12 protein-coding genes are annotated in these 12826 nt (G+C 58.1%); 10 read left to right on the top strand and 2 right to left on the bottom strand.

The features are described from left to right. Nucleotides 1-183 precede the first annotated feature (183 nt). The 3 genes from AC2FLZ_RS01110 to AC2FLZ_RS01100 all read left to right on the top strand — a co-directional run bounded on the left by AC2FLZ_RS01110 (nucleotide 184) and on the right by AC2FLZ_RS01100 (nucleotide 2802). Nucleotides 184-1716 carry an acyl-CoA carboxylase subunit beta gene (locus AC2FLZ_RS01110; RefSeq protein ID WP_480554047.1) on the top strand — a complete coding sequence of 511 codons (1533 nt, stop codon included), beginning with the start codon at nucleotides 184-186 and terminating at the stop codon, nucleotides 1714-1716. A 113-nt stretch (nucleotides 1717-1829) separates the two neighbouring features. Further along, on the top strand, nucleotides 1830-2315 hold the full coding sequence (locus tag AC2FLZ_RS01105; protein WP_480554048.1) for a DUF6497 family protein: 486 nt from the start codon (nucleotides 1830-1832) through the stop codon (nucleotides 2313-2315). 133 nt (nucleotides 2316-2448) lie between these two features. Then, nucleotides 2449-2802, top strand: a complete 354-nt coding sequence (locus AC2FLZ_RS01100; RefSeq protein ID WP_480475833.1) for a hypothetical protein — start codon at nucleotides 2449-2451, stop codon at nucleotides 2800-2802. A gap of 86 nt (nucleotides 2803-2888) precedes the next feature. Here the strand turns inward: AC2FLZ_RS01100 and AC2FLZ_RS01095 are convergent, their stop codons facing one another. Beyond that, nucleotides 2889-4040, bottom strand: a complete 1152-nt coding sequence (locus AC2FLZ_RS01095) for a DcaP family trimeric outer membrane transporter (protein WP_480493766.1) — start codon at nucleotides 4038-4040, stop codon at nucleotides 2889-2891. Nucleotides 4041-4690: 650 nt separating this feature from the next. Here AC2FLZ_RS01095 and AC2FLZ_RS01090 point away from each other — a divergent pair. Together AC2FLZ_RS01090 and AC2FLZ_RS01085 are read left to right on the top strand one after the other, a co-directional pair. After that, complete coding sequence (locus AC2FLZ_RS01090; protein WP_480475837.1) at nucleotides 4691-4894, top strand: hypothetical protein; 204 nt, start codon at nucleotides 4691-4693, stop codon at nucleotides 4892-4894. A gap of 116 nt (nucleotides 4895-5010) precedes the next feature. Beyond that, complete coding sequence (locus AC2FLZ_RS01085; RefSeq protein ID WP_496881620.1) at nucleotides 5011-7056, top strand: ATP-binding protein; 2046 nt, start codon at nucleotides 5011-5013, stop codon at nucleotides 7054-7056. A gap of 76 nt (nucleotides 7057-7132) precedes the next feature. Here AC2FLZ_RS01085 and AC2FLZ_RS01080 read toward each other — a convergent pair whose 3' ends face one another. Then, nucleotides 7133-7579 (bottom strand): DUF4174 domain-containing protein, encoded by a 447-nt coding sequence (locus AC2FLZ_RS01080; protein WP_480475841.1) that lies wholly within the window; start codon nucleotides 7577-7579, stop codon nucleotides 7133-7135. 168 nt (nucleotides 7580-7747) lie between these two features. Between AC2FLZ_RS01080 and scpA the strand changes: the two genes are divergently transcribed. From scpA to AC2FLZ_RS01055, 5 genes are all read left to right on the top strand, one after another. Continuing rightward, on the top strand, nucleotides 7748-9874 hold the full coding sequence (gene scpA, locus AC2FLZ_RS01075) for a methylmalonyl-CoA mutase (RefSeq protein WP_480554051.1): 2127 nt from the start codon (nucleotides 7748-7750) through the stop codon (nucleotides 9872-9874). A gap of 104 nt (nucleotides 9875-9978) precedes the next feature. After that, nucleotides 9979-10581, top strand: a complete 603-nt coding sequence (locus tag AC2FLZ_RS01070) for a VOC family protein (protein WP_480493769.1) — start codon at nucleotides 9979-9981, stop codon at nucleotides 10579-10581. Further along, nucleotides 10578-11066, top strand: a complete 489-nt coding sequence (locus tag AC2FLZ_RS01065) for a GNAT family N-acetyltransferase (RefSeq protein WP_480516224.1) — start codon at nucleotides 10578-10580, stop codon at nucleotides 11064-11066. Before AC2FLZ_RS01070 ends, AC2FLZ_RS01065 begins: the two co-directional genes overlap by 4 nt. A gap of 45 nt (nucleotides 11067-11111) precedes the next feature. After that, the gene (locus AC2FLZ_RS01060) at nucleotides 11112-11792 is read left to right on the top strand and encodes a molecular chaperone DjiA (protein WP_209597848.1); all 681 of its coding nucleotides are present in this window, start codon (nucleotides 11112-11114) and stop codon (nucleotides 11790-11792) included. A 4-nt stretch (nucleotides 11793-11796) separates the two neighbouring features. Further along, nucleotides 11797-12798, top strand: coding sequence for an endonuclease/exonuclease/phosphatase family protein (locus tag AC2FLZ_RS01055; protein WP_480554142.1), 1002 nt, complete (start codon nucleotides 11797-11799; stop codon nucleotides 12796-12798). Nucleotides 12799-12826 lie beyond the last annotated feature (28 nt).

The raw sequence follows: 12826 nt of genomic DNA, 5'->3' as shown, positions 1-12826 counted from the left end.
GGTTCACATGTATAGCCGTGGATTTTCGGATTGCCAGTCATTCGCAGAATTACTCGTGAAAATTCGCAGTTTTGCAGTTATCCAAATTACTGTTGCTGAAATTTTGCAAATTTGCCGAAAATAGCTTTGGATGAGCGGCCCAAGCAGGTAGGGTCCCGGCAAATTAATAAGGGGATAGTCGTCATGAAAGACATTCTTTCCGAATTGGAAGCCCGTCGTGATAACGCACGTCTGGGGGGTGGGCAGAAACGGATCGATGCCCAGCACGCACGCGGCAAGCTGACCGCGCGTGAACGGATCGAACTGCTGCTGGACGAGGGCAGCTTTGAAGAGTTTGACATGTTCGTCAGCCACCGCTGCACCGATTTCGGGATGGAAAAACAAAAGCCTGCGGGTGACGGTGTCGTCACCGGCTGGGGCACGATCAACGGGCGCATGGTTTATGTATTCAGCCAGGATTTTACCGTCTTTGGCGGATCGCTGTCAGAAACCCATGCTCAGAAGATCTGCAAGATTATGGACATGGCGGTGCAGAACGGTGCGCCAGTGATTGGCATCAACGATTCGGGCGGCGCGCGCATTCAGGAAGGTGTGGCTTCGCTGGCAGGTTATGCCGAAGTGTTCCAGCGCAACATTATGGCTTCGGGCGTGGTGCCGCAGATCAGTGTAATCATGGGCCCCTGTGCCGGTGGTGCAGTGTATAGCCCGGCGATGACCGACTTTATCTTCATGGTCAAAGACACCTCTTACATGTTCGTGACTGGCCCGGATGTGGTGAAGACCGTAACTAACGAAGTGGTGACTGCCGAGGAACTGGGCGGGGCTTCGACCCATACCAAGAAATCCTCGGTCGCTGATGGCGCGTTCGAAAACGACGTCGAAGCTTTGGCCGAGGTGCGGCGCCTGGTGGACTTCCTGCCCCTCAACAACCGCGAAAAGCCGCCCGTGCGCCCGTTCTTTGACGAACCCGGCCGGATCGAGGCTTCGCTGGACACTCTTATCCCAGAGAATCCGAACACCCCCTACGACATGAAGGAACTCATCGCCAAAGTAGCGGATGAAGGCGATTTCTATGAAATTCAGGAAGATTTTGCCAAGAACATCATTACCGGGTTCATCCGGTTGGAAGGTCAGACCGTTGGCGTCGTCGCAAATCAGCCGATGGTGCTGGCCGGGTGTCTGGATATCGACTCGTCACGTAAGGCTGCGCGCTTTGTACGCTTCTGTGACTGTTTCGAAATCCCGATCCTGACACTGGTCGACGTTCCTGGCTTCCTTCCGGGAACAAGCCAGGAATATGGCGGTGTCATTAAGCATGGGGCCAAGTTGCTCTTTGCTTATGGTGAGGCGACCGTTCCGAAGGTTACGGTGATTACCCGAAAGGCTTATGGCGGTGCTTATGACGTTATGGCCTCCAAGCATTTGCGCGGTGATTTCAACTATGCCTGGCCCACCGCCGAAATCGCGGTCATGGGGGCCAAAGGGGCGACCGAGATCATTCATCGCGCCGATCTGGACAATGCGGACAAGATTGCGTCTCGCACTAAGGATTACGAAGACCGATTTGCAAATCCCTTCGTGGCAGCCGAGCGCGGCTTCATCGATGAGGTGATCATGCCGCATTCGACCCGCCGACGTGTGTCCCGGGCATTTGCCAGCTTGCGCGGCAAACAACTGAAAAACCCGTGGAAAAAGCACGACAATATCCCGCTGTGATCCTTCTGGGGGCGGGGTGATCTGCCCCGCTCAATCTTTGACCGTCACAGCGGCTCCGAGGCTAATACTCCCTCAAATTGAGGCGGAATTGACAAAAACCGGCAAATAGTAGAATGATCCGACCCGTCAGACATAGAACCGCGCAGACCAATCGTACTGCGCGCGCGACCCCGGAAGGAGGAGCTCGCCGCTGGTGGGTCCGGGGCCGCGCCATTTGTCTGATTGCTCTCACCTTCAGCCATCCAGCTTTTGCGGACACCGATACGTTGCTGCCGGTGCCGTCGGGCCAGCCAGTGCAACTGAGCGATGTCCTGCTGGACAACAATCCTGGCGAGCTTTGGCTGCGCTTTCGCTTCATCGCGCCCAGAATAGGCGCGTCAGTGGGGCGGATCGGGTATGATGTGGCGTCGAAGGATATGGAGCACCTGTGCCAGATTCTGGCCGTTCCATATGTCGCGCAGCATGAATTGCAGCCGGCGCGGGTCGTGATCTCTTTGTCCGATCGCCCGGTTGAGTTTGGTGATGCCGCCCCTGATGCGACCCAGTTTTTTGAGGCCTACCGGCTGGAGCAGTCCCAGTGTATCTGGGAGGGGCTTTGACCATGAACGCAGGAATCCATGAGTACAAAGCATCTCAGACCAACTGTGCGGCTTTGGAGGTGCGCATCATGACCCCATCCCTTTTCGGGCTCGAATTGCTTTTGTCTGCAAGTATGACACAAGGGGGCCTTTCATGCTGAAGCATCGTGGTTTTCCCGGTCGCCTTTCAGGCACAGACTTTCAGTTCACCATTCGTCGCGCCAACCCAAAGGGCGTTACACCGTTAACGCGGCGGGAGCGGTTTCGGGATCGTAAACCTGCGGACAAGCGCGCTGATATTGCGTTCATGGAAGCCCTTTGGACCCATTTCGGTGACCAGCCGTTCGAACGGGGCAATCTGGATGCCGGGCGTTTGAGCTGGCTGTTCGGGCGCGAAGTCATTCCGGCAGAAGACCCCTTTGATCCGGCCAGCTATGATGCCTTGCTTGTCATCGACGTAGACGCTGCGCGCGCATCCTTCCCGGACATCATCGACGGGATGGACTGATTGTGATATTCGCAGCCGTACATAAGCCAATCACTGCCGGTTTCGGGAAGATCCTGCCCGAAACCGGGCAGGATTTGTGTGTGGTCTCAGAAGTTCAACTGCGCCGCAAGCTGAACACGGCTGCCATCAAAGGTTCTGCCGGTGGGCGCGTCGTTCCGCTCGCCATAGATATACTCGGCGCTGAGCGTCAGACTGTCTGTCGCCTTGTAGAACGCGTTGACATGGATCGTTTCCAGCTCGGTGAAGGACAGGGTGCCGGTCGAGGTCGGCAGATCATAACTCTCGCGACCATAGGAAATGCCAACGTTCAACTTCGGGCTGAGGTCCTGCCTGAATTCCACGGTATAGCCATCCACATCGTTGGCCTGTCCTCCGACAATGGCATCGCCGAGACCGATCAGGTATGGCCCAAGCGCCTCACCAGTGACGTAGTTGACCTGGAACAATCCACCTTGCCAGGGGCGAATGCCGCCCGACAACGTAAAGCCCGTCTGATCCACTTCGACATTGCCGGAATTGGCTTTGCCGTACAAAACGGCTCCACGGGCAATATATGTGCCGTCGTTATACTCCGCCGAGGCCGTCAGGACGGGATCATCGGAATTCGACCCGCTCACGTTCTCTTCGATCGAGACCGCAAACTGTGCATTGCTGCCAAGCTGCCCAGTGTATCTCAACTGCGGGACACGGGCGAATGCGATACCCACCGGGCCGTTGAATTCGACGGTGGTCGGGTAGGTGTCCAATGGTTGGAAGTTTGTCCAATACTGACCGATCAGGAACTGGTCGCCAATGGTGATGTTGGCATGGCGTATGCGCAATTCAGCCGTGCCACCGGAACCGAACAGGTCAAGCTCAAGCTGTCCGCCAATGTCACCGATCCCGCTTGGGGTGGTGGTACGCAGTCCGATCCGAGATTGGCGAACGGTTGCCCCGAAGGTGCCGTCGGTCGCGGCCGAGGGTTCGCCGATAACATTCACGAACGCTGTATCCCCCTGATCGTAGTCGAAGTCATAAAAGAAATCGGCCTTCACGTATCCGTAAATGTCCAGAACGGTGTTGCCGATGCGGAAATCTCCGTTGGCGGGGCTGCTTTTGCCGGCTTCCAGCGCCTCGATCCGTGCGCGCAAAGCGTCGAGTTCAGCCTGGGTCTGGGCGTCCTGAGCGAAAGCAAACGTGCCAGTCACACTGAGCGCAGAGGCAGCGAGCAGGAGTGCCTTTTTTCTAGTCATAGTCATGTGGGTGTTCCTTTGAGTGCGAGTGTGCCCAAGGACCGTTTCACGCAGCAGAAATCTTTGGAAATCACGAGAAAGAGAATAGAACCGTCTGATTTCTCAAGAAAATGTGCCTTTTTCGGCTTCTTGAATCACGGCGTCTTGAACCTGTCATCTAACGCACTGCTGCGAGGGAATTCCTTCGCCTGTGCAGTAGCGGCGATTCGTGATGTTGCAGTCGCAGAAAACATCGGAAGCGGCCCCTTTCGTCACGAAACTGTGACGGTGAACGGGTCTATCGCGCTGGTAATTCCCATGAATGCTGTCGGCACGAAGTTGCGCGCCATGTTGCGGCTTGGGCAGAAACCAGCCGAGTTGCCCTTGGGAAACAATACTGTGTTTGCCCAACGGATTGTGCCGTGCAATCTGAATGGGCCGTGCGGCTCTACTTTGCCTGCGCCGCACATGCACCTACTATTCCGTACCCCTTCCTTGCGCGGGCAGGCTTGTGTTCCCCACATAGACCTGTCCGCGTTTTTCTTTGTGGGCCGCGCAGCCAAAAAGTGGCGAAATCCCGCACAAAACCTGCCTGCAACCCCATTGATATTGAATAACAAGCCGCATTTCGCGCATCTGGCCCTAAACGAACCAAGAAACCTAAAAGGGCAGACACAATGCGATTCTCGAAACTCATCCTTGTTGCGGCGACCTGTGCTGGTCTGGCCGCGTGCGGTGACACCACGGGCGAACAGGCAATCCTCGGCGGCGGTGCCGGGGCTGTGGGGGCCGCGGTCCTCAATGCCGACCCGCTGTTTGGCGCGGCTGTCGGCGCAGCGGGCAACGTGCTGTACTGCAAGACGCAGAACACCTGTAACTAACGCAAATCTTTCGGGGCGCCTGGCGCCTCAGCCATCATCGCGCATCACGCCGTCGTGGGGATCGTTCCCTGCGGCGGCGTTTTGCGTTTCCGGAACACCAAGCCAAAGGACGTTTCATGTTCAATAAGATCCTGATCGCCAATCGGGGCGAGATCGCCTGCCGGGTCATCAAGACCGCCCGCAAGATGGGTATCGGCACCGTTGCCATTTATTCGGACGCGGACAAGAACGCGTTGCATGTGTCGATGGCCGACCAAGCCGTGCATATCGGTCCGCCCCCGGCGAACCAGTCCTACATTGTGATCGACAAGGTCATGGATGCCATCCGCAAAAGCGGCGCGCAGGCGGTTCATCCCGGCTATGGCTTCCTGTCGGAAAATTCGAAGTTCGCCGAGGCGCTCGAGGCCGAAGGTGTCGCCTTTGTCGGTCCCCCTGTTGGTGCAATCGAAAGCATGGGCGACAAGATCACTTCGAAGAAGATCGCACAGGAGGCCGGAGTTTCGACGGTTCCGGGTTACATGGGGCTGATCGAGGACGCGGACGAGGCGGTCAAGATCTCGAACGAAATCGGTTATCCGGTCATGATCAAGGCCAGCGCCGGTGGCGGTGGTAAGGGCATGCGCATCGCGTGGAGCGATGAAGAGGCACGCGAAGGCTTTCAGTCGTCCAAGAACGAAGCCGCAAACTCGTTCGGAGATGACCGGATCTTCATCGAAAAATTCGTAACTCAGCCGCGCCATATCGAAATTCAGGTTCTGTGCGACAGTCACGGAAATGGCATTTACCTGGGTGAGCGTGAATGCTCGATCCAGCGCCGGAATCAGAAAGTGGTGGAAGAGGCGCCGTCACCCTTCCTTGATCCCGAAACCCGCAAGGCGATGGGTGAACAGGCTGTCGCTCTGGCCAAGGCCGTGAACTACGCAAGTGCAGGTACGGTCGAGTTCATCGTGGACGGAGACAAGAACTTCTACTTCCTCGAAATGAACACGCGCCTGCAGGTGGAACACCCTGTTACGGAACTGATCACCGGCGTCGATCTGGTCGAGCAGATGATCCGTGTCGCAGCGGGTGAAAAGCTTTCGATAACGCAGGATGACGTGACCCTGACCGGCTGGGCGATTGAAAACCGTCTGTATGCGGAAGACCCGTATCGCAACTTCCTGCCGTCGATCGGTCGTCTGACCCGGTATCGCCCGCCGCAGGAAACCGCGGCTGGTCCGTTGCTGATCAACGGCAAATGGCAGGGTGAAGCACCAGAAGGCGAAACCGCCGTGCGCAACGATACCGGCGTCTACGAAGGCGGCGAGATCAGCATGTATTACGACCCGATGATCGCCAAACTCTGCACCTGGGCGCCGTCCCGCGAAAAAGCTATCGAGGCGATGCGCGTGGCGCTGGACAGTTTCGAAGTGGAAGGCATCGGTCACAACCTGCCGTTCCTGTCGGCAGTGATGGATCACCCAAAGTTTGTCAGCGGTGACATGACAACGGCCTTTATCGCTGAAGAATACCCAGACGGGTTCGAGGGCGTCACGCTGCCCGAAGCTGATCTGCGCCGGATTGCTGCTTCCTGCGCGGCCATGCACCGCGTCGCCGAAATCCGGCGCACTCGCGTGTCGGGGCGGATGGACAATCACGAACGCAAAGTAGGCAAGCGCTGGGTTGTGACATTGCAGGGTCAGGAGTTCGCCGTGCAGGTCAACGCCGACAAAGAGGGGTCAACGGTCAAGTTTGAGGACGGACCGTCCCTGCGTGTCGCCTCGGACTGGACGCCGGGCGATCAGCTGGCGGTTCTGGACGTGGATGGCAGCCCGCTGGTTCTGAAAATCGGCAAGGTCTCGGGCGGGTTCCGTGTTCGCAACCGGGGCGCTGACATGAAAGTGCATGTGCGCCGCCCACGGCAGGCGGAACTGGCCAAACTGATGCCGGAAAAACTGCCGCCTGATACCTCGAAGTTGCTGCTCTGCCCAATGCCGGGCCTAGTCGTGAAGGTCGATGTCGAAGTGGGGCAGGAAGTGCAGGAAGGTCAGGCGCTTTGCACGATTGAGGCGATGAAGATGGAAAACATCCTGCGTGCCGAAAAGAGGGGCGTGGTGGCCAAAGTCAATGCAGGCCCCGGTGACAGCCTTGCTGTGGACGACGTGATCATCGAGTTCGAGTGACCATGTTGGCGCTTTCGATATACATTCCAACGTTCCCGGCGCATCGCGCCGGGGCCATTAGGTGTGGCGAAAGCATTCAGCCCCCTTCGCGCCGGTCGCGAATCTCGCGTTCGCGCAGGGGGGTCTTGTCGATAGATCTGCCAATCTCACGCACGCTCCACGGGCTGGGTTTGCGCAATTTGACCACACCGTCCTTGTCGACGAACACCATCTGGAAACCACGCGGCCGCAGTTTGGTCCGGATCGGGGACCGGGCAGACGGGTCCGTGTCTGTTAGCACGATGACATCGCGGTCGCGCATGGCTGCTTCTTCTGCGACAAGCATATCGATCTGCTGCTGGAACCGCGGATCGGCAGGCGTGTCAGCAAAAACCACGATGGGGCGTTTGACCCACAAGAACTCGCTGAGTTCACTTTCACCCACCGGGCGGACAAAACTGTCATCAGACGGCGCGGTTCCGTCTGCCGCTAGGGCAGCCAGAGGGATTAGTGCCGAGAAAACAAAGGCAAGCGTGCGTGTCATGTGGCCTCCTGTTCTTTCGAATATAGCCCCTGTGCCCGCGATTGCGACCGGCGATTTGCGCCGGGTGACCACATTTTCGCGCTTGCACCTGAATGAACAGGCCAAGTGCAGGACTTTGGCGCGGACGCTTTCAGCGACCGCCATCCGTATTGACGAGAGGAAATCGAAATGACCGACACGAAGGACTGGAAAGCGCTTGCCGAGAAAGAGCTGCGCGGACGTCCGTTGGACGACCTGACCAAGGAAACGCTGGAAGGTATCGCGGTCAAACCGCTTTACACCCAGGAAGACACCGCCGATCTGCCTCATATGGGGTCTTTGCCGGGATTTGGACCGTTTACCCGTGGTGTCAAGGCCACGATGTATGCCGGGCGTCCGTGGACGATCCGCCAATATGCGGGTTTCTCAACCGCCGAGGAGTCGAACGCGTTTTACCGACGCAACTTGGCAGCAGGCCAGCAAGGCGTTTCGGTTGCCTTCGATCTGGCGACACATCGCGGCTATGACAGTGATCACCCGCGCGTTGTTGGCGATGTCGGTAAGGCAGGCGTTGCGATCGACAGTGTCGAGGATATGAAGATCCTGTTTGACGGCATCCCGCTGGACAAGGTCTCGGTCTCGATGACCATGAATGGCGCGGTTGTTCCGATCCTGGCAAGTTTCATCGTTGCGGGTGAAGAACAGGGTCACGACAAGTCTGTCCTTTCCGGCACCATTCAGAACGACATTCTGAAAGAATTCATGGTGCGCAACACCTATATCTACCCGCCTGAACCGTCGATGAAGATCATCTCGGACATCATCGAATACACGTCGAATGAGATGCCCAAGTTCAACTCGATCTCGATCTCGGGCTATCACATGCAAGAGGCCGGGGCGAACCTTGTTCAGGAACTGGCCTATACGCTGGCCGATGGGCGCGAATACGTCCGTGCCGCGACTGAGGCCGGAATGGACGTGGACAAGTTCGCGGGCCGTTTGTCGTTCTTCTTCGCCATCGGCATGAATTTCTTCATGGAGATCGCCAAACTGCGCGCCGCACGCACGCTCTGGCACCGGGTAATGACCGAGTTTGGGGCAAAGTCCGAACGTTCAAAGATGCTACGCACCCATTGCCAAACTTCCGGCGTTTCGCTTCAGGAACAAGACCCTTACAACAACGTCATCCGTACCGCCTATGAAGCGATGAGTGCAGTTCTGGGTGGCACCCAGTCGCTTCATACAAATGCTCTGGACGAGGCAATTGCGCTGCCCACCGATTTCTCGGCCCGCATCGCGCGAAACACGCAGCTTGTACTTCAGGAAGAAACCGGTGTGACTGATGTGGTCGATCCGCTGGCAGGTTCTTACTATGTCGAAAGCCTGACCAATGAACTGGTCGAAAAAGCCTGGGCCCTGATGCAAGAGGTCGAGGAAATGGGTGGCATGACCAAGGCCGTTGCCTCGGGTATGCCCAAGCTGCGCATCGAGGAAAGCGCAGCCCGCCGTCAGGCCATGATTGACCGGGGCGACGAAGTGATCGTCGGCGTCAACAAATACCGCAAGGAACAGGAAGACCCGATCGACATTCTGGATGTCGACAACGTCGCCGTTCGCGAGGCGCAGGTGGCGCGGCTGGAACGCATTCGCGCGACCCGTGATGAAGCCGCGTGCCAAGCCGCGCTGGACGCCCTGACCAAGACCGCCCAAGAGGGCGGAAACCTGCTGGCCGCTGCGGTCGAAGCCGCCCGCGCCCGTGCATCCGTAGGAGAGATCAGCATGGCAATGGAGAAAGAATTCGGCCGCCACCGCGCCGAGGTGAAAACCTTGGCCGGTGTCTATGGTGCTGCTTATGAGGGCGACGAAGGCTTTGCCGCGATCCAGAAATCCATCGAGGACTTTGCCGAGGCCGAGGGTCGCCGCCCCCGTCTGCTGGTGGTCAAGATGGGGCAGGACGGGCATGATCGCGGTGCCAAGGTTATCGCCACGGCCTTTGCTGATATCGGTTTTGATGTGGACGTTGGCCCGCTGTTCCAGACACCTGCCGAGGCCGCGCAGGACGCGGTGGACAATGACGTGCATGTGGTCGGCATTTCCTCGCAGGCGGCGGGGCATAAAACACTGGCACCGCAGCTGGTGGAAGAGCTGAAGAAAGCAGGGGCCGACGATATCATCGTGATCTGTGGCGGGGTGATCCCGCAGCAGGATTACCAGTTCCTATATGACCACGGGGTTAAAGCCATCTTTGGTCCGGGCACCAACATTCCCGAGGCCGCTCAGGACATTCTGCGCCTGATCCGCCAAGCACGGCCCTGACCCAAGGCAAGACTTTCAACGAAAGCTCTTGTGATCCCGCGCCAATGGCGAAAACATGCGACCGGATCCCTTCGGGGCCGGTCGTTTTTCGCAGGAGGGTGCGCATGTTACTCGATCATCTGGCCGTCGCGGGCGAAACGCTTGAAGAAGCGTCTGCGCATATCGAACAGGCGCTTGGCGTTGCGCTGCAACCCGGTGGGAAACACGAAAAATTCGGGACACATAACAGGCTGCTGGGTCTCAGGGATGGGCTCTATCTCGAAGCGATTGCCATCGATCCGCAGGCGCAACCTCCGGGCAGGCCGCGATGGTTCGATCTGGACAATTTTCAGGGCGGCCCGCGTTTGACGAACTGGATATGCCGGGTCGAGGATATCGAGGCCACGCTGTCGATCTTCCCAGATGGTACCGGACAGCCCATCGACCTGACCCGCGGCGCGTTGCAATGGCGCATGGCGGTTCCGCCAACGGGGCGCTTGCCGTTCGACAATCTGTTTCCCGCCCTTATCGAATGGAAAGGCGACCTGCACCCAGCAAACATGTTGCAGGACAGCGCGTGCCGGTTGCGACGCCTGGTTGTCTATCACCCCGACGCCCTGACACTGGCCCGTCAACTGGGTGAACTGGATCATGTGGTGTTCGACACCGGCCCCGCGGCTTTGCAGGCAGAGATCGAGACAGCTCATGGGCTTCGGGTGCTGGAATGAACATTCGCCCGGCCACAGCGTCAGATGCACCAGCCATTGCCCGGATCACCAATGCGATCATCCGGGACACTTTGGTCACTTTCACGACGGACGAGCGCAGCGCCGCCCAGATTGCCGAAGATATCAAGGCACGCGTGCCTGGTTATCTGGTTGCCGAGCACGACAGCCACGTTATCGGCTTTGCCACATATGGCCCTTTCCGAACCGGGCCCGGTTATGCGCAAACATGCGAACATACGATCCAGCTGTCACCGGATGCGTGGGGCAAAGGGGTGGGACGTGCGTTGATGTCAGAGCTGGAGGAAATCGCGCAATCCCAAGGCGTTCATGTTCTGGTCGCGGGCATATCCTCGGCCAATCCGGGGGCTGAGGCGTTTCATGCCGCACTTGGCTATTCGAAAGTCGGGGTGATGCCCGAAGTCGGCTTTAAGTTCGGCCAGCGGCTGGACCTTGTGCTGATGCAGAAAATTCTTGGTGCTGAATGACCTGTTGCACCTGACAGTCCCGAATTGTGACGCTAGGGTGCGGTCATGTCGATCTGGACCCGCATATCCGATGCGCTGAGCGCGCTTGCCCAAGGCGAAAGCCTGACCGCAGTTTTTGAAAAACTACGCTCGCCACCGGAGCGGTCCGTGGCCTTTACGATTGCGGTCATCGCACTGGGTGCCAAAATGGCCAAGGCAGACGGTCAGGTGACCCGTGATGAGGTCACCGCCTTTCGCGACGTGTTTCAGATTGCGCGCGAAGATGAGGAAGGTGCAGCCCGAGTCTTCAACATGGCCCGTACGGACGTGGCGGGATATCAGGACTACGCGCGCAAGATCGCACGCATGTTCTCGGAAGACAGCACAACCCTGTGTGACTTGATGGAGGGGCTTTTTCACATTGCGATGGCGGACGGTTTCTATCATCCGAACGAAAACGCATTTCTCGAAGATGTCAGCCAGATCTTCGGACAAACCGACGCGCAGTTCAAAGCACTGCGGGCGCGTTTTGTCCCCGATGCGCCAAACGATCCTTATACGGTACTGGGCGTTCCGCATGACATGCCGCTGCCCGATATTCGCAAGGTCTGGCGGCAGCTGGTTCGGGAAACGCACCCCGACGCCATGATGGCCCGGGGTGTCCCCGAAGAGGCGATCCGGCTGGCCGAAAAAAAGATGATCGACATCAATCGTGCCTGGGATGAAATCAACGGCGCGCGGGCCTGATCAGATGCGGCTGGCGACTTATAATATCGAATGGTTCGCCAATCTGTTTGACCAGAAAGACAGGCTGATCGTCGATGACAGCTGGTCTGGCAGGCACGACGTCACCAAAGCGCAGCAGGTCGAAGCGATTGCCAAGGTGCTGACCGCAATTGACGCTGATGCGATTGTAATCGTCGAGGCGCCCAACACCGGCAGACGCCAGAACACGGTTCGGGCCCTGCAAACCTTTGCCGAAGCGTTCGACTTGCGCACGTCTGATGCGGTGATGGGCTATGCAAACGACACACATCAGGAACTGGCATTGCTCTATGACAGAACGGTGCTGAGTGTTCGCCATGACCCCAAGGGAGATATTGCAGATACGGCAGCCCCCCGGTTCGATGGCGTGTTCAAAATCGACCTCGATATTGATGCGACCGAGGACGTCGTGCGGTTCTCCAAACCGCCGATGGAACTGGCGGTGACGACGCAAGCCGGGCACAACATCCGCCTGATCGGGGCACATCTGAAATCCAAGGCACCGCACGGTGCCGAATCGCGGGACGAGGCGATCCGGATCTCGATTGCCAATCGCCGCAAGCAGCTGGCGCAAGCGATCTGGCTTGCACGGCGCGTCGAATGGCATGTTGCGCAAAAACAGCCTGTCATTTTGCTGGGCGATCTGAACGATGGCCCCGGGCTGGATGAGTTTGAACACCTCTTTGGCCGCTCGTCGGTCGAGGTGTTGCTGCAAGCCGGATTGTTCGATCCGAACGCCGTCACAGCCTACAGGTTTCGGCCCGGCCCGGTGCCTGCCACTGCGCGCTTTGCCCGTCCTGAGGAAGGCAAATTTCTGGACGCTTTGCTGGATTACATAATGATTACCGCGGACCTGCAAGCATATCGCCCGTCCTGGCGTATCTGGCACCCGTTTCAGGATGCCGCCTGTTGGACTGAACAGGAATTGCGGCAGGCGCTTTTGACGGCCTCTGATCATTTTCCGGTCACGCTGGATATTGAACTGTGACCTTTCCAGCCCGCCACACGGGCCTTAT

The organism is Ruegeria sp. YKSF131, assembly GCF_059612645.1.
This window is presented reverse-complemented; position numbering and strand designations above follow the sequence as displayed.

Excerpts from the sequence above, each read along its gene's own strand:
- AC2FLZ_RS01110 (WP_480554047.1), top strand. The coding sequence starts at position 184 with ATGAAAGACATTCTTTCCGAATTGGAAGCCCGTCGTGATAACGCACGT.
- AC2FLZ_RS01100 (WP_480475833.1), top strand. The coding sequence starts at position 2,449 with ATGCTGAAGCATCGTGGTTTTCCCGGTCGCCTTTCAGGCACAGACTTT.
- AC2FLZ_RS01055 (WP_480554142.1), top strand. The coding sequence starts at position 11,797 with ATGCGGCTGGCGACTTATAATATCGAATGGTTCGCCAATCTGTTTGAC.
- AC2FLZ_RS01070 (WP_480493769.1), top strand. The coding sequence starts at position 9,979 with ATGTTACTCGATCATCTGGCCGTCGCGGGCGAAACGCTTGAAGAAGCG.
- AC2FLZ_RS01080 (WP_480475841.1), bottom strand. The coding sequence starts at position 7,579 with ATGACACGCACGCTTGCCTTTGTTTTCTCGGCACTAATCCCTCTGGCT.
- scpA (WP_480554051.1), top strand. The coding sequence starts at position 7,748 with ATGACCGACACGAAGGACTGGAAAGCGCTTGCCGAGAAAGAGCTGCGC.
- AC2FLZ_RS01085 (WP_496881620.1), top strand. The coding sequence starts at position 5,011 with ATGTTCAATAAGATCCTGATCGCCAATCGGGGCGAGATCGCCTGCCGG.
- AC2FLZ_RS01095 (WP_480493766.1), bottom strand. The coding sequence starts at position 4,040 with ATGACTATGACTAGAAAAAAGGCACTCCTGCTCGCTGCCTCTGCGCTC.
- AC2FLZ_RS01105 (WP_480554048.1), top strand. The coding sequence starts at position 1,830 with ATGATCCGACCCGTCAGACATAGAACCGCGCAGACCAATCGTACTGCG.
- AC2FLZ_RS01090 (WP_480475837.1), top strand. The coding sequence starts at position 4,691 with ATGCGATTCTCGAAACTCATCCTTGTTGCGGCGACCTGTGCTGGTCTG.
- AC2FLZ_RS01065 (WP_480516224.1), top strand. The coding sequence starts at position 10,578 with ATGAACATTCGCCCGGCCACAGCGTCAGATGCACCAGCCATTGCCCGG.
- AC2FLZ_RS01060 (WP_209597848.1), top strand. The coding sequence starts at position 11,112 with ATGTCGATCTGGACCCGCATATCCGATGCGCTGAGCGCGCTTGCCCAA.